We start from the raw sequence: 19,103 nt of genomic DNA on the forward strand, positions 1-19,103 counted from the left end.
TGATTCAGAAGCAGACATGTCAATTGGTAAGCCTCCGCTGCGAAACACTGCCAAAATGGTTCTGCTTGCGAGGAGACACTCGAACATGAAATGGTACAATCTGTATGGTCAGTTACTGAGTTATCAGCGACTGTCCGAGGCATGGCTGAAAGTCAAGGCAAACAAAGGAACTGGCGGAGTAGACGGCATAAATCTGTCCGCTTTTGAAAGGAATCTGGAGGAGAATCTTCAGCAACTTCTCAGCGACCTGAAAGCCAAGACTTATAAGCCGATGCCAGTGCTCCGGATGTATGATGGACAGGGGGCTTGGGACATTTTCATGGTTTCGGTTTTTATCTTAGTAGATACATTCCTTTGCGCTTGACTCAACTCATCACTATGACCAAAAAAACGTGTATTGACAGATGGGGCCATCTTAACCTGTATCAGTCAATGTATGGGAGTATGTCTGTTTTCAATGATGGCGGTAATCTTTATTGAGTCAAAATTCAAAAAATCTAAATTTTCTTTTCAAAATGTATTGCATCATACACGCTTATCTGTCATAAATCATTCATATAAAGTGTATGACTTCTTTATGGTGAGAGGCGGGTGGTATGTAAGCGCTTCCTCTAAAGGTTTGTAATATTCATACTAATATTTTGCGAGATAGCGGGGTGGGTATATGCAAAATCATTCTACCGAACGGTGGGCAGAGGCAACTCCACTTGGTTTAGCAGCCTTTGTTATATCACAAACCTTATTGAATCTTCCTAACGCACATCTGGTTCCTGCTTTAGCAACCACGTTCTTTTTACCTGTCATTCTCATTTGTGGTGGTGGACTTTATTTTCTTTGTTGCATTCTAGAATTTATTCGCAAAAATACTTTTGGCATGACAGTAAATGGATTTTACGGTGGTTTCTTTAGCTCACTTGGTGTGTTTTTGATTATGGAATTGAGTGGCTTTTTGAAATTTGGTGCGGATGCGAATATTGCCCTGGGCACTTTTCTCTTAATTTGGTCTATACTGACAATACCTTTTGTGGTAGCTGCGTTCCGTGAAAATATGCTTTTTGGCTGGTTGTTTTTCTTTGTCGCTATAGCTTTCTTTGGTGGCGCTTTTGCCAACTTGACAGGTCTCAATTCAGCCATTGGCGGTTATGCAGGTTTGATTTCAGCCGCCATTGGTCTCTATCTGCTGACACAAATGTTGATGGCAGCTACGGCTCATCACGCACTGCCAAGCAATGTGGTGAATTTGGAAGAAACACAAGCCATAGTGGCAGAGTAAAGTTCAAACAGACTTCACTGTATACAGTGAGGAATTATAAAAATCTGCATAGTGCGGGTCGCCTTCCAAAAGGCGATTCGCATTTTTGTTTATGTCCCCTGCCTCCTGGTGAATTTGCATATTGGGTGTTGCAAAGCCCATTTTACTTAACTTTGTCAGCCGGCGGCAGAGCAGTAAGTTGGTTTGCTAACCCATAGAGTTTGACTGAATGTAAAAGGAGGAAGGCGCATGGCGCAGACAACCGAGTTAGGAAGAGTATTGCAACTCCAATTCAATGTAGGCACTACAAGCAAGGGGGAAATCAAGGTCAAAAATCATAATTTTCCTCATGTTAATCCCAATGTTGCAGACGATGATTTGCTGGCCGTCGGCAATGCTTTGGCTGATCTCTTTAGTATGCCTCTCTATCAAGTTGCCCGTACAGATCAGGTCGCGTTAAGCGTTGATAGCAGTTCGACAGTAAGCACATCCAGCAGTTCTTCAACCAACAGTTCAGGTCAAGCTGCGCAGAGCAATGCTGCTAGCGGTGCCTGAACCACGCTAATCAATCCACTGCCGGACTATCCATCACTTGCTCAGGTAAAACCCAAGAGGACGGAGGAGTATAAAATGGCCGATAAAATGATTCTGCAAATGCAATTTCTTACAGATAGCAACAAAAAAGTCCATATCAATATTGCGAATCCCAAACAACCTGTAGATCAAACGGCTGTCGACGCAGCCATGAGCTTAATTGTTGAAAAAAACATCTTTTTATTGCCGCAAGGAAATATTGTCAAACAAGTAGGAGCTGCAGCCATTACTACCAGTAGTTCAACGGTTGGATAAACGCACTTTGCAACTTTTATATTCTGCTTCTCCCGGAGTTCATAATCCGGGAGAGGTGGAAATCATGTTAACAATCCTCTTGTTATATCCGTTTCTCTATCATCTCCCACAGTTGTTCCACCGTCTCAGCCATTAGCCACTCTTTTTTCTGCCAAAGCAGAAAAGGTTGTTCTATACATATATCGCAACGATCGAGACAAATCACAGTGCGCCGTTCTACCTGAGGGGCTTCATCTGCTAAGCGGCGCATAATTTCTCTCGAACCACGTTTTAAATTGCGCAGACAGAATGTCGCTTTTGACAACCTCAATCCCCCCTTCGTTGCTTTAGCCATTGTCGCCAAGCGTAAAAGATGAGTCCAGACATAAGCAGGGCCACGGCGATTGAAAGAGCGGGTCCGCGCGCAGTTTGCAGCAGCGTGCGTACACTTTCGCCAAAAAAATATCCACCTAAAGTGATGATTGAACACCATAATGCCGATCCGATGCTAGTGTACAGCACAAAACGTGTGAAAGCCATGCGTGAGAGGCCAGCCGCGTACGAAGAGAGCGCGCGGATTCCTGGGACAAAGCGACCCGGAATCAGGAGCCATATACTGTGCCTGTCAATGAGATGGGCAGCGCGATCGAGATGCGGCTTCTTGACAATGCCTGTGCGCATCATTGCTTGCAAGAATCGTGACTCCATAGAAGATGCTGCGTAAAAAGCAAGAGAGGTACCACATAAGTAACCAAGAGTTGCAGCTAGCAACACACCACCTAAGTGGATGCGACCCATGGATGCAGAAAATCCATAAAAGAGCAAGAAAGCGTCACCGGGGAAAGGAACACCCAGACCTTCAATAAACAGAGCAAACCAGATGCCTGGATAACCGAGATCGACCAGAAATTGAATGATATTGTTCATCATGCAGGTCAGACAGATGTGCATGGAGCTTTCCCGCCTTTGTTTTGGGCTGCTTTTGCTTGAAAGATTGTTGTTCCTGGATGGGGACACACTGTATGTGTATGGGACAACGCTTTTTCTCATGCGTAAAGGAATGTGGCGATTGGTTTTGTTATGATGGTTACAGTAGCCAAAAGATGAGCAGCGGCTTAGGAAGTGAGGAGAAAGTATGGCGGATGAGTTTGAGCGAATTTGCCGTCTCATGGAGCAATTGCCGCCATGTGGGGAAGAAGTGCGTGTTGGCGTTGGGGACGACGCGGCTATTCTCCAATTGCCGATAGACAATGATGTGGTGGTTTCAACGGACACTATGGTGGAAGGTGTGCATTTTCGCCAAGACACACTCAGTTGGGCAGACGTCGGCTATAAATGTGTGGCAGCCTCAGTCAGTGATATAGCTGCCATGGGGGCAACGCCAACCAGTGTTTTACTTTCATTGGCTTTGCCAGCTTCTTTGTCCATGGATGAGATGTTGAACATTTATCAAGGAGTAGCGGATGCTTGTCATGAATATTGCGTATCTGTGATTGGCGGAGATTTGGTACAATCCTCGCAGAGTATGTTGACGAGCACGGTGCTTGGCAAAATTGACAAAAAACAAGCACTCTTACGCAGTGGAGCGAAGCCTGGTGATGTTCTTTTTGTCACCGGACATCTGGGTGCCAGTGCTGCCGGATTAAAGTTGTTGCTTACTTCATATGGAATGAGGGATGCTCTTGATGCAGCCTATGTCATTTCACGCCATCGGCGGCCCACTGCAAGGGTTTTAGCAGGGCAGACTTTCTTGCGTTATGGTGTAAACTCCTGCAACGATATCTCGGATGGACTGGCTTCGGAATTGAATGAAATTGCCAAGGCTAGTCAGGTTCGGTTGCGTGTGGAAATTGAGAAAATTCCTCTTCATCATGCAACTCGCAATGTTGCCCGTCAATTGGGTGAATCTGCGCTGGATTATGCCCTGTCAGGTGGAGAAGATTACGAATTGGTGGCTACTGCGCCGCCAGTTGTCTATGCCAGGTTACTCCCTTTACTGGAAGCTGTTCGACTCCCGATCACGGCCATTGGCCGGGTGGAATCAGGAGATGGTGTGGTTGGGGAGTGGCCGGATGGCAAGCTCGATGTGATTCTTGCTACAGGGTATCACCATTTTTGACAATCTTTATAGGTTTGGGCGGAAAATAGCATGCTGAGCGGAATTGGTGTTGCAGACAAAGCCATCTTGATTGACAAAGCAACCATCCAGCAGATGGGGAGATTTTTATGGCAGATCAAGGTATCGATGATAGTGGACTTTCTTGGATTGTGAGTATCACTTCTGCTGCTGAAACATACCAATTGGGAGAAGCTTTTGGGCGTGTGGCAGAAAAAAATTCATTGTTATTATTGTTTGGTTCACTGGGTGCGGGCAAGACCACATTGACCAGTGGAATAGCGCATGGATTGGGGGCGGGCGAATCGGTTCCATCCCCAAGTTATGTATATGCCTTTGTTTATGACAAGGGACGGTTGCCATTGTGGCATTTTGACTTTTATCGTCTCTATCAGGAGTTGCCGGAAGACGTAACACCCAATTTAGCAAATTGGCCATCGAGTAGACATGCATGGAGAGAATTGGAGCCAGAGCTGTTAGACAGTGTGGGTTGGTACGAGGCTTTGGAAGACGATGCGGTGGTGGTTGCTGAGTGGCCTCAGGGAGTTGTGAATGATTTATCGGACGCACTCGTGGTGGTGATGCAGAGCAGTATGACAGATGATGTAGAGAAACGCATATTGCAAATTTTCGCAGTGGGCACAAAGAGCCAGTTTCTGCTGGCGAACTGGAGGAAACAGTGGCAATCCTTGTAATGGATACAGCGACAGAAGTTTTGGCAACAGGTCTGATCGTCGAAGAAAATATACTTGTCTCTGCTGTTTCGTCAACGCCCCGTGGGCATTCAACGGCTTTAGCTCCTTTATTGCAGAGTATCTTGCAAAGCGGTCGGACAACGCCTCATCAGTTAAAAAAAATTGTGGTGGGTGTGGGGCCGGGGTCATACACGGGTGTCCGTATGGCAGTCAGTATGGCAAAATCTATGGCCATGGCGTTGGAAATTCCTCTTCTACCTGTGAGTACTTTAACCGCTCTTGCCTATGCTGCAGTACCGCTGATTGATAAAGGTCCATTTCTTTTGCTGCCGCTTTTGTATGCGCGGCGTGGACGTGCTTTTGGAGCGCTCTATCAGGGGGCCGGGGATGGGTTGGAGGTGCTTGCGCCTGAATCTGTACAACCGATAAGTGAATGGTCTTCTTTAGCAACTCGTGCTGTTCAAGACAGGCAGAATCAGGTGAAACTTGTGATGATTCACGATTTTCCGGATGCTCAAGCAGATGAGATACCTCAATTTGCAACATCCATTCACTTGAAAAGCAATCAGGAACGCTTGCCGCGCGGTCTTTGGCTGGCGAGTCAAACCGTTCGTCCGATGATGCGCGAGGAAATACATGAAGTATTGCCGAATTACATGCTAGAAGTGGAGGCGCAGGTTCGCCTGCGTGAGAGAGGAGCTGCGCGGTTTGGAAACGGACTGGAATCCTGAAAAGCTGGAGTTGCGTCGTATGACACTTGCTGATGTTGATGCGGTAATGCAGGTGGAGCGCCGCTCGTTCAGCGCGCCGTGGTCCCGGCAAGCGTTTGTAACAGAATTGGTCGAGAATCAGTTTGCGCGTTATCTCGTGTTTGATTATGACGGACGTATCATCGGCTATGCAGGCGTCTGGTTGATTTTGGATGAAGGACACATCACGAATATAGCGATTGATCCCGATTTTCGCGGTAAAAACCTGGGCGAGATATTGATGCGTTCGCTCATGTCACTCTGTATGTCGCAAGGTGCACGCAAGATGACGCTGGAAGTCAGAGTTTCCAATTTAGTAGCACAAACGCTCTATAAAAAACTTGGATTTGAGACGGTAGGCGTTCGCAAAGGTTATTACACAGACAATCAAGAAGATGCATACATCATGTGGGCCGATTTGCCGTTGGAAGAAAACAAGGCGGTGGACGCGTGAAAGAACGTTTGATGCTGGGAATTGAGACCAGTTGCGACGAAACATCGGCAGCAGTAGTGGCTGACGGTCAATCTGTACGTTCATTGGTTACCTACTCGCAAATTGCTATTCATCAAGCTTTTGGTGGTGTGGTACCAGAAGTGGCCTCGCGCCAACATGTAGCGGTGATTACGCGAACGGTTGAACAGGCCTTGACAGAGGCAAATGTGCAGCTTTCCCAATTGGATGGAATCGCTGTCACATGTGGACCAGGGCTACTCGGGGCGTTGTTGGTCGGTTTATCTGCTGCCAAAGGATACGCCTTGGTGAGTGGACTCCCCTTTTTTCCTGTCCATCATATTGCGGGTCACGTAGCGGCGGCTGGTTTAGAAGCTCAGTGGCGTCCTCCTATGCTTTGTTTGGTAGTGTCAGGTGGACATACAGAATTGTTGGTTGTGGATGAAAATTTTCGTTTTCAAAGACTCGGAGGTACGGTCGATGATGCTGCAGGTGAAGCTTATGATAAAGTGGCGCGGCTCTGTGGCTTGAATTATCCTGGCGGGCCGGAAATTGACAAACTAGCAGCCCAAGGAAACCCTGATGCTCTGGATTTGCCGCGATCTTTTCTGGATAGTGAAGAGCTATCTTTTTCCTTTTCAGGATTGAAATCAGCGGTTGCCAATCGATTGGAGAAAGCACGGCGCAATCACGAATATTTGCCTGTAGAAGACATATGCGCGAGTTTTCAACAGGCTGTTCTTGATGTGTTGGTTACTAAAACCAGTCAGGCTGCGAAAAAAACGGGGTTACGCCGAATTGTGGTAGCTGGAGGTGTGGCTGCCAATCGTGGGTTGCGACAAGCTATGACTCAATTAGCCTGCCGCGCCGATTTAGAAATTTTCTTTCCCAATCCTGTCTATTGTACAGACAATGGAGCTATGATTGCAGCTGCTGGCAGCCATATGATGAAGGCTGGACGCCATGGGACATTGGATGTCAATGCGTATGCCAATTTATCTTTCGCTGAGTGGCAAAACCTCACGAGTTAAAGGAGCTTAGGCCATTTAGCTGAGTGTTCCCTATATTGTGAGATGATGTGGATAAAAGATTGTCCACAATATGTGGACAGGTTGAATAAGTCTCTCTAAAACGATTAGACTTCTATCTGTACGACCTCTTAGGGTTGTGGATAACGTTGTGCATAAAGTGGATAAGTTGTGGATAAATTGGTCGATCCGTTTTACTGCAACCTTTTTGGAACCATAGGAGGTTCTTCCATCCAACCTCTATCAATGACGAATTTCATGCAGTGTTTGGCGTATTTACCCATTGATATCATAAGCTTTCCGTACATTACAGCAATATCTTGGCGCGGTGATGCGCCAAGCGCCAAACCGTAGTTGCCAATCGCTCCAGCGAGTAGTTCGGAAGTGTGGAAAAGTATCAGTGGCAACGCAAATGTAAACGTGTCGCTAGGAGATACATAGTCGTCCAAAAGTCCTGGAGAGGGGAGGAAATCTTCACTTAACTTGTGGTGTAAGGTATCAAAGTGCTTTTGGAACAAGTGTACACCGTCCGTTAAAATTTTCTGAACTGCAGGGTCGTTGGCGGTTTGAGCAAAGCCAAGCAGCAACGCTTTTGTAAAGGCGCTTCGTACCAAGTTCATGTGCAAATGAGTAATTTCCAAGACAGTCAATGGACGTGTTCGATGAAAAGGCGAACCGAGAAAAGTTCTGTCGTTGACGTGGTAAACGTGATTGGAAGACTGGCTGTAGGGTGCACGCTCCAATAAGCCAAGCTGGTCGAGATAATTGCATAATTGGTTGGTTAGTTCACTCGATTCTTGCAGACAGATGCTGAAAAAATCCCGCACTTCTTGCGTGTAGGAAGAGGAGAGACTGCCTGCATAAGAAACGAGACCGATTCTAGCCATGGAGTACAAATAATAGGCAGGAAATGGATGGAGAAAGACTGGCTGGGCTAGACGGTTGATATCTGAGACCGGAAAACCAATGGGTATAGGATAGTCCGTATTTTGAAAAGATTGACGGATCCATTCCAGATGTCGATTGGCAAAGTTTTGCGCTTTTTGCAGTATAGGCTGAAAATCCTGTGGTAAGGAAGATGCCGCAAAATGAGCCATTAAGCAGAGAGACATGCTGTCGTTCATATAGGTACTCCAAAGGCTGGCCACTTCCGAAGAGACCAAGGTCCCAGCTTTGGCAACTCCAGGTGTAGGTGGAGTTGAATTGTTATTCTTATTTGGGTTGGTAGTCGGTTGAGGAGTGCCATCGGTTTGTTTGGTACTTGCTGAAGTTATTGTTGCTCCACTTGTTTCTGCCACACCATTCACCTCTTTGAATAGACACAAATCGGAAATTCTGCTTTCCACAGAACCCATGGCTAAGGAAGAACGCTATAGAGAGAAAATTTCTAAGTTTCGCTTGTTCTGTCACAAGATATCCAATTTATCTTTTTTTATGTGTGTATGGTTTATGGAGATGAGGAAAAAAAATATACGCCAATGATGAAGAAATTTTACCTTCAGTTTGTTCTTGATTGGGTCTGAATTTTTTGCTTGACGAACAGCGTAAAGGCACGCGCAGTCATGACCATCATAATATAAATAGGAAATGAATATATATATTTCCAATAAAATAGTTTATAAATTCCTATATTAACAAAAAAAGGTTCAAAAACAAAAGAAGACACCAAGGCAGCAAGTGTAGTGGTAAGCAAAAAGGGCCACCAACGTTCACATAATTGGTATATTATAACAAACAGAACAGGTATAGCTGTAATATCCACAGGAACAAGTGGGGGATCGAATGACCAATACAGTTGAATGGGGTAAAACCAAGCACCTTCGTTAATGCCAATCGTATCAAAAAGTAAAGAACATCCATCGAGAAAAGCAGCAAAAGTAAGCAATTCAAACAAGCGTCGTTTATCAGCAACCCACAAGTACCAAAAAATCCAGGGGAGAAAAGCGATTCCCAGAAGAAACCACCACTGCCAAGTTAGAAAGCTGTGCTGGAACCAAAACTGCTTAACGAGATCGGTGGAAATCCTTTTGGCTTGTAAAACGCTTTGAAAAGAGATAGATTTGTTCATCAGTTATCCCTTTCTTTCAGTTGGTTAAGTGCGGTTGTCTATCCGTCTGAACCATCCTGATAACGGGCAAGTCCAATGACATAATTGCTCTGTAAAATCTTCTCCACATGCTCTACTTGGTTGGGTTCGCATTGAATCACCAGAATGCATTCTCCCTGCCGAGCGGCTTGCTGTTTCCGATTATGTTTACGCATAACAAGCAATTTTATACAAAAACCCAGGGAAGCACCCAAAATCATGCCTACAATCCCAATTAAAATAGGTCCGCCTGGCAGGACAAATCCGTATATTGCGCCAAGCAGCATACCGACTGTTGAAAGCACAGCAGCCACATCAAAAACGCTTTGACCATCGGAATGATGAATATTATCTAAAATTTGGAAATTATTGTTTCGTATATCGAGAGGAACGGCTAAAATTTGTTTTTCATCAATTCCTTGTTTCTCAAGATTTTGAATGGCCAGTTCTACATACATGGAATGATCAAAGGTGGCAAATACAATCATTTTGGGAACCTCATTTCACAAATAGGCGGGACATTGAGAACGATATGCGTTGGTAATGCTCTTTAAGGAACCTGGCTTGTTCCAACTCGTAGAGCCGATTTTGCTCGACGGCTGTAAGGTAGGAGTCATAAAGAGAAAAACTGTAAATCGAAGGCATAAACAAATACCACTGAATATTCAGCGCTGCTGCCGAAGCAGACAAGTGTCCTGTGAAAGCAAGTTGAATGGCGGTTAGTAGATTACTTTTATAGGCAACAACAATCCACCAGACAAGAAATAAAATACCATTTGGGATTTTATGTAGATAAAAATGTCCTGCTCCCGGCATAAAGGCAGACCAGACAGGCGCTATCCATGGTGTTTTTTTGTCAAGATAGTTAATTTCCAGTGCATTCATTTTCATGGGCTGTAACGCTTTGGGACGGTGAATGGCAAGCATGTAGAGTTTATTCAAGTTAACCGCACCCTGATAAGAATCCCAAATACAATAAATATACGTACCTACGTAAAGTAACAGCCAACGTGTGTTCAGCACATTTGTCGCATCATTGAAATGACCAATGAGCGTTTCAAAAATAGCTAGATTGATATGAGATTGGGTGTTAACTATTAATTCCCACATAATAAAAAAATATCCAGTTAAATTACGATTTCGAGCTAGATGTCCAAGTCCTGGAAATGCGAAGGACCAAAAGGCACACATCCATGGTTTGCGTAAATGTAACTGAACGGTATCGATGGAACTGAGGGCGGCGCGAGTGTAACGAATATTTGGATCAATCATGCGGTTCCTCCCTGTGCAGACAATTCACGCCTATCCAGTCGCTTTTCTGATTGCGGCCATGTATTGGCTAGTGTGTTCAAAAAATAGCCAAACATGTTTACCCAAAGAGGTATTTGTACTTTTTAGCGCTGAGGTCGATCGCCTTCAAAATTAAAGGAGGGTGGTGGTTCTGTTTTTATGCGGCGAATCATGGCAATCAGCAAGGTGGTGAAAGGAATGATGAGAAGTAAAACAACACTGGCTGGAACCATAATCATGTTAATGATGTCAAAAATCATTTGTTCATTGGGAATCAAGCTGGCGATGATTACGCCTGAAGCACTCACTGGAATGACCCAGTATTTATAATGTTTTTCTGAGTTAGTAAAAATTTGACAAGCCAATGAGGAGATTCCCCAAATATGGATGGCTAAAAACAATATAGAGAAGGCTGTCGATACGACAATAATCAGAATGCCGAGTCGCTCTACAAAAAAACCTTGAATACGAATGAGCTGGAGGACAAACGGGATACTGAAGGAAAGCGTGCGAGTCCCTTCCCACCCTAAATTGAGAATAACCGCAAAAAATGCGACTAAAATAACAAAACCAGAGATAAAAACAGAAATCAATGGATACCATTTGGCGATGCGCTTGTTATGATTATAATAGGGCCCAATCAACAGAAAAAAACTAAAGCCAAGATATATGGGCAAAATATGTAGAGCCCCTTTTAATGTCAAAGGCAGAGAAACGATTTCGTGCGGCAACCAGAAGTGATTACTTTGCGTCATAATAAAGATAAAAATAAAAGTGACGGCAGCTAACGTCAGCGGGTGGACGATGGACGAAATGCGACCAAGCGTTTCCACTCCAATCCAGGCTCCCCGAGTCGCCACCAGAAAAATGACAATTTCTAAAACAACGCGCGGCGTGGACGGGAAGTAGGGTTTGATGGCCGTGATGAAAAGATATACGCAGATAGAAGTAAATGCAAGATAAACTGGCAAATAGCAAAAAGAGAAAAATTTACCTAACCATTTTCCATAAACTAAGTTGGTGTATTCGCAAGCGGTCAAAGTGGGAAAACGTTGATTGATGAGTGTGTGAATCCAGGCCATAAAGACACTTGTCAGAATAGCTACCAATACAGACCACTGAGCATCGCGATCGGCCTGTTCAATCGCTATACGCGGGAAAATCCAGAAAGTGAGCGGTAAGTAACTGGCGGAAATGAGTTCTGTCACTTGAAAACCGGACAAAAACCACTTTTGCTGGTGCACCGACTCCACCCTTTCTGTTCTACATGAGACTACCTTTGTAGTTGATAAGCATCCGCACTTTCACATCAATTTGAGCTTGTTTATAAGCTCGTCCCCAATCGTGCTCGATATATGATTTGAGTCGAGGATGCAAGACACTCACCTGTTGACCAAAGCCCAGAATATCTAAATCCTTGTTTTTCAATTTTTCAATGGTGGCGCGGATTTCTTCATCCATTTGTTGCGAAGCCCGCCATTCATCCTGGTACAATTCTTTTTGGGAAACATTTTCTAATCCCCAACTAGGATCTTGGGCTAATTGCGCGTGTACGGTGGCGCGAATGTGCAGAACAGGATGGCTGGAAGGGACGTTGGTGACAAAAAATCGCCCCGAGCCGCGCATAAAACTCAGTTCAAACGGCTGTCCACCATAATTCACCCAAAGTGATGCGTTTTTAATTTGGTTGTTGATAAGGTTGAACATCATAGTTTCCTCTGGTGTCAAATTCACGCTCTGTTTACCGCGGTTTACAGCATAAAGGCCGCTGAACATCAAGTTTCCGTCGGTGTCCACTTTGACAGTCGGCGCATGTGGATCAACACCAATGGAGACAAAATCTCGCCAGTATTCCCAGAGTCGTGTACGGGCTACATAGGCGATTTGTTTCAAATTTCCTGCCAGTGTGCGTTCCATCACATCAGCGGGAGGGGAAGATGCCTCTACTGCCAAAATGTCTTTTGCCGGTTCTCTACTGAATGCTACAAAGGCCATTTTGTCGATGTTGCCTGAGCGCATCAGCGCTGCCAATACTTTCTCAATGGTAGATGTTTTCAGTTTTTCAGATAAAATGACAGATTCCAAATTATTGAAATAAAAATTGCGGTCATAATGCATCTGGGCATGGGTAATCGCTTGCATGAGCGTGGGTGCAACTTCAGTAAAATTGCGAAACTTGTCGCTCGATGCGTTTGTTGCGCTTGGTTGCTTGCCGCCCTCGCCTGCTCGAATGCCCCCCACTTTGCCACGGCTTTCCGGGTCGGAGAAAAGCGGAACTTGAAAGGTGTATTGAATCAGCTGCGGCTGTTTGGGAACAGCGTCTACGGCAATGCCAATCACCTGCGCTCGGTCATTGATGCGGTGGTAATCCCAACATCCTGGAAGAAAAAGGGGTATGACTGTAGTGAAACTCAGAGTGAGGATTTTTTGCCAGCGTCTGTTCATGGTTGTCGCCTTCTTCGTTTCCAGTCATTGAATTGCCGATTGCTTTTCTCAACTTGTGGGTGCAGATTGGGCAACTCCTTCACGTCCACAGCACCTGTGCCATCTTGGGGATGAAGATGGGATGTGCGTTGGCGCATCAAGTGTACAGGCAAACGAATGATGAAGGAGTCAATAAAAACGTCCATGATGTGTTCACCGCCAAACGGATCGACATAAGAGACGCCAAACGATTTCATACCTCCTAACTCTATAATGCCCCACATAGCAGCAAGTACCACGCCATATAGGCCAAACAGGGTAGCGGCAATAATCATGATCCAACTCCCCAAGCGCAGAACGACACTAAATTCATAACTGGGCGTAACAAAGACAGACATGGCACACAGTGCGACCACAATAATCAAGATGTTTGAAACCAGTCCTGCCTGCACAGCCGCTTCACCAAGCACCAAACCGCCGACAATACCAATGGTTTGTCCCATCTGTTTGGGCATGCGCAAAGTAGCTTCGCGCAAAATTTCAATGACCACCTGCATCATCATGACTTCAATGGTAGCTGGGAAGGGCACACCTTCGCGTGATTTGGCTATAGCAATACCAAGGACTTTGGGCAACAGTTCTGGATTGAAATCGACAAATGAAATATAAAGCGCAGGCAGAAAGAGCGCGAAGAAGAATGAGATGACACGAAGATAGCGAATAAACATAGCTTCATAAAAAATGTGTCCGTAATCTTCCTCAGTTTGAAAAAAGTCCTGAAATGTGGCTGGCACCAACAGGGCGTTTGGGTCACCGTCAACTATAATCAGCACTTTACCTTGGTTCAATTCTTTGATGGTTGAATCGATACGCTGCGTGACGCGTGTCATGGGCAATAGCGACCAAGAGTGGTCGCTGATGCGCTGTTCAATCTCGGCGCTTTGTGTAACCACATCCACGTGTATCGATTCAATTCGTTTCAGAATGGTATCTACCACGACAGGATTCGCCACATCGTATAAATATAAAACTGCAACTTCCCGGCGGCTGCGGTAGCCAACTTTAAATTTTTTGATGGTCAAGGACTCTGTTGCCATCCAAACGCGTATGGCACCAATGTTAATGTCGATATTTTCCACAAAAGAAACCTGCGCACCGCGCACCGTGGATTCAATGTAGGGTTGGTCTGGCGTACGGTGTTCAATAAACTTGACGGTAATGACCAGTGCACTTTTTTCACCGTCAATCAAAAGGACGGCTGAGCCGTTGTTGATGTCTTCAGAAAGCTCAAAAAGATTGTCTTTATAGAGGATAGTACTATTCGAGATGACAGAATCTGTTAGGTAATGCAAAAGATTACGCGGTCGTTTGGATGGAAAGCGGTGTTGTAGAATGGAACGGAGCAACACCTCCAACTGTTGGTTATCTGTGATGGTACTTAAAAAAAGCAGTGCAGAAGAACGACCCATAATTTTGAAAGGACGCACAAAAAAATCGTCTGAATGACCGAGTCGTTTGTGGAAATATTCCAATGCTTGATTCAATTGTCCGTGATAGTGTGGAGCTTCAGCAGGGTGGGGCACCACAGCATCAAACGGATTTTGGTGTTTTTTTCGCAAAGGTTCCGATCCGACATTAATCTGATGGGAAAAAAATTTCTGCTTGCGTGAAGCGGTGTGCGGACGTTTACCAGGAAACCACACTGACGTTCACCATCCGATCTGTTTGGCTTGGACGAAGTCCGAACCAAGCCAAAGATTCGCTGTTAGCGTGTCACGGACGATTTCGTTTTATGCATGGTTTACCAGTTGTGGTTAAGACGCTCCAACTCCTCCAAATGTATCTGTGCGTGCTCCCAATCTTTCATGAGTTCTGCAAGATGAGTACGAATCTCATTTTCTTGACGCTGCCAATGTTCGAGTTCCGTCCATTGCTGTTCCAGCGTGACAGTCGTTTGTTGCTGCAAACAGCTTTCCAATTGAGTTTCAGCTTCTGCAATCAAGTTTTCCAATTTTTCCACACGCTCTCTGGCACGTCTGAGATCGGCGGAACGTACGCGCGTTTTTGGAATTTCTTTTAGCGAATTTTTCTCTGCGTTCTTTTGGCGCTCGTTGAACGCTATTTGTTGATTTTCTCTAGCACGTTCTTCGGCAGCTTCTTGAATCGCCTTTTCGCGCGCAAGCCAATCCGTATAATTCCCTTCGTGTAAGACGAGTCCATCTTTTGTAAGAACACCCACATGAGTAGCCATAGCATCAATAAAGTATCGATCGTGGGAGACAAACAGAATCGTGCCGGTAAAGTCCTCCATCGCTTCTTCCAACGCTTCTTTGGCTAACAAATCAAGGTGATTGGTGGGTTCGTCGAGTAAAAGCGTGTTACCTTGCAGGAGCATCAAGCGGCACAAATTGATTCGGCTCTTTTCTCCACCAGATAGACCCGCTATGAGTTTCTCTACCTCTTCACCACGAAAGAGAAAGCGCCCCAGCGCAGTTCGCACTGTGGTTTGGTCGAGATGGGGAAATTCATCCCATACTGCCGCCAGGACGGTCTGTTGGGGATTCAGATTTTCTTGTTCCTGGCTGTAGTAACCGAGATCGACATGAGTTCCATATTGAATTTGCCCCGCCAAAGGCAGCAGCTCGCCAGCCAATGTGCGCAACAATGTAGTTTTGCCCACACCATTCTCGCCAAGCAGAGCAACACGCTGCCCACGTCGAATGCTGAAATGGATAGGTGCTGTCAAAGGTGTTTGATTGTGGCCAATCTGTAAATCATGGACTTCCAACACATCTTTGCCAGATGGGCGGCGTTCTGAAAATTGCAGGGCGAGCTTTGGCGATTGGCTGTCAGGAGGTTGCAGCACCCCCATCCGTTCCAACAATTTGCGTCGACTTTGAGCCCGTTTGGTGGTCGATGCGCGGGCGATATTTTTCTGTACAAACGATTCAAGCCGCTGTCGTTCACTCAGTGCCGCTTCATATGCGTTTTTCTGCTGCTCCAGTTCCAAAGCCCGGGTTTCCACAAAATAATTGTAATTGCCAGGATAGCGTTTACCAGTGCCATGCTCTATATGGAAAATGGCGGTTGCCACCTCATCGAGAAAATAGCGATCGTGCGAAACGACAATGACGCTTCCTTCGTACTGCTGAAGATAGGTTTCAAGAAAACGGAGTGTGGTTGTATCCAGGTAGTTGCTGGGCTCGTCCAGCAGAAGCAGACTGGGTTGAGCGGCAAGCAGCCGGGCTAGAGCAAGGCGCGTCTTTTGGCCGCCGCTCAGACTGCTTACGGATAGCGTATGCGTTTCTGGTGGGAAGTTCATGCCGTGCAGAATTCGGCGAATTTGGGCGTCTATGCTGAAGCCACCAGCATCTGCAAATGATTTTTGTAGGTTAGCATAGCGTTCCATAAGCATGTTGTAGCTGTGAAGGTTCTCTTGCAGGGCAGGATCGGCCATCTGCGCTTCCATTTGGCGCAATTTCTGTTCCATCTGGCGGATCTCGCTGAAAGCTTTTTCCACAAACGAATATACGCTGTCCGACGCTTCGGCCTTGCCGGCGTATTGGGAAACGTAGCCGACGCTGGCTCCGTTGGCAATGGCGACAGAACCGCTATCGGGAGTAATTTCGCCCGCCAGAATGCGCAACAGCGTGGTTTTTCCCGCACCGTTGGCGCCAACAATGGCAAGACGTTCTTTTTCTTGCACCGTCAAAGAAATATTGCGCAAGATATCTATACCAGAGAAAGATTTAGCAATTCGGTTTGTTTGCAAAACTATCATGAACTGGCCTCCATGATGCATAGAATTCTCTTGTCCCATCCAGTGTGCTGTCCCGTTTGTGCGCTTTCTAGTGTACGCCTCCAGAAGCGCCTGGAAAAGTTGTTTCACATTGAATGTCCATCAATCGTTGTTTGACAAGGGGCGAGGAGAGGGTATTCTCATGGTGCAAACCAATTTTCCGCTGCCATACGGATTTGCCTGGCAGTATCGATGGATAGTAGCCATTCAATCGCACGCTTCGCCGCATCTTGATAGCCTGGCGCGCATGCTTTCTTGGCTTGGTCTAGAACCGTTTTACCTGCTTTTGTTGCCTGTTTTATATTGGTCTGTGAATCGCAAGTTTGGAATGCGAATGGCGTACGTGTTTGTTTTGGGCATGGCCGTCAACAGTTGGTTAAAAACGAGCTTCGGTTGGGTGCGTCCCATTGGCGTGCCCGGTATTCGCTCAGGGTATACAAGCTCCATAGGCGATGCCATCTATTCTATGCCAAGCGGGCATGCACAGGGTACGATGATGTTCTGGACGCTGCTTGGACGTTGGTTCAAACGCAAGGTACTCTGGGCAATAGGTATACTCTTGGTGGCACTGATTGGTTGGTCGCGCGTGTATTTAGGTTTGCACTGGCCCTTAGATGTAATCGTAGGCTGGGCGCTTGGATTTTTTCTTGCCTATGTGGGCTGGAGTATAGGAACGTGGTGGAGTTACCGTGAAGTGCCTTTTTCCTGGAAGTGGACGGCAGCAGTAGTTTTGCCACTGGTCTTGCTCAGTTTTCAACAGACAGCAAGTGGTCAACAGTATTGTGGTTTTCTACTCGGCATGGGCGTTGGGGCAGTCTTGGAAGAACGTTTTGTAGGCAGCGTCAGCGGAAAAAGTATCTGGCAGCGAGTAGCGGCCAGCATCATCGGCATGGCAGGATTAATTGGGGTACAATGGGGAATGAAAAGTGTAATTGCTCATGTCGCGTGGTCAACAGGCGTTGGACTGGTGGCACAAACGACTGCAATGGGACTGTTTGCCACATTTGTTGCACCACTACTCTTTCAGTTGGCTGGAATCTATGCTTCAAGAAATCAAACGACAGCATGAAAATATGTTTTTTGAGCTTGCTCAAAGGAGATTAAAGTGGCAGTGAATCCGAGGGAAGACAAACAGCGTTGGCGTAGTCAGATGCTTCGCCTTCGGCAGACACTCACTGTACCGGAAAGGCAGTACAAAGACGAGCAAATATGCGGGATATTAGAGTCTTTCTTGCTTTCCCGCTCTTGGCCTGTGCCGCATTCTATAGGATTATATCGGTCCATGCGCGGAGAAGTGAATCTATTTTCTCTGTTAGAACGTCCATCCCTTGCAAAATGGATTTTTGCCTTTCCGGCAGTGGAATCTGAAGAAAATCGGCAGATGCGTTTTTATCGTGCTGCAAAGGAAGAAGATTTTCAAACAGGACACTATGGGATTCGCGAGCCTTTGCGGAATGAACAGAACGCTGTAGAACCGCAAAATTTTGCTCTGCTTCTGGTGCCAGGCCTCGCTTTTACGGAAAGCGGAGTTCGTCTGGGTTATGGTGGCGGTTATTACGATCGCGTTTTGGCTGTTTTGCCGCCTAGCGTATTGAAAATAGGTGTACTCTATGCAGTGCAACGAGTAGCAGATTTGCCAGCAGAAGCGCATGATGTACGCATGGATATGCTGCTTGACGAAAACGGAGTGGTATCATGTTGCATGCCTTGATTCTGGCTGGTGGACAAAGCCTGCGCATGGGTGTGGACAAGCTGTCCCTGTTGCGTATTCCAGGCCAGGCAGATACGGTTTTAAGTCATGTCGTTCAAGAAGCGTATGCTGTGGCTCAGAGAGTTACAATCATTGGTGGAACCAGGGAAATGAAGCAGACGTGGCCTGCGGACATTGTCTACCAGCGCGATCGGGAAGCCTATCAGGGTCCATTACAGGCGCTAGCGAATGCTTGGCCGGAAAAGGATTTGCCTCATGTCAAAGGCTATTTAGTGCTTGCGGGGGATTTGCCGGGTTTGCAAGCGCTATACCTGAAGCAAATGTGGACCCTCTTTCAAAGCCTTCCATCCCATATAGAGGGTCTGATGGCAGTCTATGAAGGGCGTTGGCAACCGCTTGTAGCTATTTATCGGCCACATGTAGGAATGCTCTTACGCCAGGCGGCAGAACGCGGTGAGAAGCGGATTTTGCCAGTTCTGCAACAGATTCATGTACAGGAATGGCAGGATTGTGTCGATGACTGGGGATTGCGTCCTATTCATACACCAGAAGATTATCAAGCTTGGCTGCAGCATATCCAACTTCAAAGTATGGCGAGAAAGATTGAGTAGGTTCTCCGGGTCTATATGAACGGCTGGTATCGTTTGGCTTCTGAAAGCGAGGGAGAAGATTGA

22 protein-coding genes are annotated in these 19,103 nt (G+C 46.1%); 12 read left to right on the forward strand and 10 right to left on the reverse strand.

Annotation, left to right across the window (positions count from 1 at the left end; genetic code table 11):
- The first annotated feature begins 85 nt into the window (after positions 1-85).
- The 4 genes from FY534_RS01110 (at position 86) to FY534_RS01125 (ending at position 2,101) form a co-directional block, all read left to right on the forward strand.
- Positions 86-364, forward strand: coding sequence for a hypothetical protein (locus FY534_RS01110; protein WP_072873999.1), 279 nt, complete (start codon positions 86-88; stop codon positions 362-364).
- Between the two features lie 300 nt (positions 365-664).
- Positions 665-1,273 carry an acetate uptake transporter gene (locus tag FY534_RS01115; RefSeq protein WP_072873998.1) on the forward strand — a complete coding sequence of 203 codons (609 nt, stop codon included), beginning with the start codon at positions 665-667 and terminating at the stop codon, positions 1,271-1,273.
- Between the two features lie 228 nt (positions 1,274-1,501).
- Positions 1,502-1,807, forward strand: a complete 306-nt coding sequence (locus tag FY534_RS01120; RefSeq protein ID WP_072873997.1) for a DUF1659 domain-containing protein — start codon at positions 1,502-1,504, stop codon at positions 1,805-1,807.
- A 75-nt stretch (positions 1,808-1,882) separates the two neighbouring features.
- The gene (locus FY534_RS01125) at positions 1,883-2,101 is read left to right on the forward strand and encodes a DUF2922 domain-containing protein (RefSeq protein WP_072873996.1); all 219 of its coding nucleotides are present in this window, start codon (positions 1,883-1,885) and stop codon (positions 2,099-2,101) included.
- 82 nt (positions 2,102-2,183) lie between these two features.
- Here the strand turns inward: FY534_RS01125 and FY534_RS01130 are convergent, their stop codons facing one another.
- Together FY534_RS01130 and FY534_RS01135 are read right to left on the reverse strand one after the other, a co-directional pair.
- Positions 2,184-2,405 carry a DUF1450 domain-containing protein gene (locus FY534_RS01130; protein WP_072873995.1) on the reverse strand — a complete coding sequence of 74 codons (222 nt, stop codon included), beginning with the start codon at positions 2,403-2,405 and terminating at the stop codon, positions 2,184-2,186.
- Between the two features lie 2 nt (positions 2,406-2,407).
- Positions 2,408-3,031, reverse strand: a complete 624-nt coding sequence (locus FY534_RS01135) for a DedA family protein (RefSeq protein ID WP_072873994.1) — start codon at positions 3,029-3,031, stop codon at positions 2,408-2,410.
- A gap of 184 nt (positions 3,032-3,215) precedes the next feature.
- Here FY534_RS01135 and thiL point away from each other — a divergent pair, with 184 nt between their 5' ends.
- The 5 genes from thiL (at position 3,216) to tsaD (ending at position 7,122) form a co-directional block, all read left to right on the forward strand.
- Positions 3,216-4,199, forward strand: a complete 984-nt coding sequence (gene thiL / locus FY534_RS01140; RefSeq protein WP_072873993.1) for a thiamine-phosphate kinase — start codon at positions 3,216-3,218, stop codon at positions 4,197-4,199.
- A 107-nt stretch (positions 4,200-4,306) separates the two neighbouring features.
- The gene (tsaE, locus tag FY534_RS01145) at positions 4,307-4,891 is read left to right on the forward strand and encodes a tRNA (adenosine(37)-N6)-threonylcarbamoyltransferase complex ATPase subunit type 1 TsaE (protein ID WP_072873992.1); all 585 of its coding nucleotides are present in this window, start codon (positions 4,307-4,309) and stop codon (positions 4,889-4,891) included.
- On the forward strand, positions 4,876-5,622 hold the full coding sequence (tsaB, locus tag FY534_RS01150; RefSeq protein WP_072873991.1) for a tRNA (adenosine(37)-N6)-threonylcarbamoyltransferase complex dimerization subunit type 1 TsaB: 747 nt from the start codon (positions 4,876-4,878) through the stop codon (positions 5,620-5,622). The genes tsaE and tsaB overlap by 16 nt, the downstream gene beginning before the upstream one ends.
- Positions 5,600-6,094 (forward strand): ribosomal protein S18-alanine N-acetyltransferase, encoded by a 495-nt coding sequence (gene rimI, locus FY534_RS01155; protein ID WP_255567395.1) that lies wholly within the window; start codon positions 5,600-5,602, stop codon positions 6,092-6,094. The genes tsaB and rimI overlap by 23 nt, the downstream gene beginning before the upstream one ends.
- Positions 6,095-6,105: 11 nt before the next feature.
- Positions 6,106-7,122, forward strand: coding sequence for a tRNA (adenosine(37)-N6)-threonylcarbamoyltransferase complex transferase subunit TsaD (gene tsaD, locus FY534_RS01160; RefSeq protein ID WP_072874055.1), 1,017 nt, complete (start codon positions 6,106-6,108; stop codon positions 7,120-7,122).
- Between the two features lie 191 nt (positions 7,123-7,313).
- Here tsaD and FY534_RS01165 read toward each other — a convergent pair whose 3' ends face one another.
- The 8 genes from FY534_RS01165 to FY534_RS01200 form a co-directional block, all read right to left on the reverse strand.
- Positions 7,314-8,417 (reverse strand): DUF3231 family protein, encoded by a 1,104-nt coding sequence (locus FY534_RS01165; RefSeq protein ID WP_072873990.1) that lies wholly within the window; start codon positions 8,415-8,417, stop codon positions 7,314-7,316.
- A 200-nt stretch (positions 8,418-8,617) separates the two neighbouring features.
- Entirely contained in the window at positions 8,618-9,187 is a 570-nt protein-coding gene (locus FY534_RS01170; RefSeq protein WP_072873989.1) for a CBO0543 family protein, read from the reverse strand.
- A 38-nt stretch (positions 9,188-9,225) separates the two neighbouring features.
- Positions 9,226-9,693, reverse strand: coding sequence for a hypothetical protein (locus tag FY534_RS01175; protein ID WP_072873988.1), 468 nt, complete (start codon positions 9,691-9,693; stop codon positions 9,226-9,228).
- Between the two features lie 10 nt (positions 9,694-9,703).
- A complete protein-coding gene (locus FY534_RS01180; protein ID WP_072873987.1) occupies positions 9,704-10,477 on the reverse strand; it encodes a hypothetical protein in 774 nt (257 codons plus the stop codon).
- Between the two features lie 122 nt (positions 10,478-10,599).
- On the reverse strand, positions 10,600-11,739 hold the full coding sequence (locus FY534_RS01185) for a GerAB/ArcD/ProY family transporter (protein ID WP_072873986.1): 1,140 nt from the start codon (positions 11,737-11,739) through the stop codon (positions 10,600-10,602).
- A 19-nt stretch (positions 11,740-11,758) separates the two neighbouring features.
- Positions 11,759-12,940: a Ger(x)C family spore germination protein gene (locus FY534_RS01190; protein ID WP_072873985.1), complete on the reverse strand. Its 1,182-nt coding sequence runs from the start codon at positions 12,938-12,940 to the stop codon at positions 11,759-11,761.
- Positions 12,937-14,622 (reverse strand): spore germination protein, encoded by a 1,686-nt coding sequence (locus FY534_RS01195; RefSeq protein WP_203114941.1) that lies wholly within the window; start codon positions 14,620-14,622, stop codon positions 12,937-12,939. Before FY534_RS01195 ends, FY534_RS01190 begins: the two co-directional genes overlap by 4 nt.
- Positions 14,623-14,720: 98 nt before the next feature.
- Complete coding sequence (locus FY534_RS01200; RefSeq protein ID WP_165611974.1) at positions 14,721-16,700, reverse strand: ABC-F family ATP-binding cassette domain-containing protein; 1,980 nt, start codon at positions 16,698-16,700, stop codon at positions 14,721-14,723.
- Positions 16,701-16,860: 160 nt separating this feature from the next.
- Here FY534_RS01200 and FY534_RS01205 point away from each other — a divergent pair, with 160 nt between their 5' ends.
- The 3 genes from FY534_RS01205 to FY534_RS01215 are packed head-to-tail and all read left to right on the forward strand — an operon-like array spanning position 16,861 to position 19,040.
- A complete protein-coding gene (locus FY534_RS01205) occupies positions 16,861-17,787 on the forward strand; it encodes a phosphatase PAP2 family protein (RefSeq protein WP_072873984.1) in 927 nt (308 codons plus the stop codon).
- A gap of 36 nt (positions 17,788-17,823) precedes the next feature.
- On the forward strand, positions 17,824-18,429 hold the full coding sequence (locus FY534_RS01210) for a 5-formyltetrahydrofolate cyclo-ligase (protein WP_072873983.1): 606 nt from the start codon (positions 17,824-17,826) through the stop codon (positions 18,427-18,429).
- Positions 18,414-19,040, forward strand: a complete 627-nt coding sequence (locus FY534_RS01215; RefSeq protein ID WP_072873982.1) for a molybdenum cofactor guanylyltransferase — start codon at positions 18,414-18,416, stop codon at positions 19,038-19,040. Before FY534_RS01210 ends, FY534_RS01215 begins: the two co-directional genes overlap by 16 nt.
- Positions 19,041-19,103 lie beyond the last annotated feature (63 nt).

This window comes from Alicyclobacillus sp. TC (assembly GCF_016804365.1).
GTDB classification, from domain to species: domain Bacteria; phylum Bacillota; class Bacilli; order Alicyclobacillales; family Alicyclobacillaceae; genus Alicyclobacillus_I; species Alicyclobacillus_I tolerans.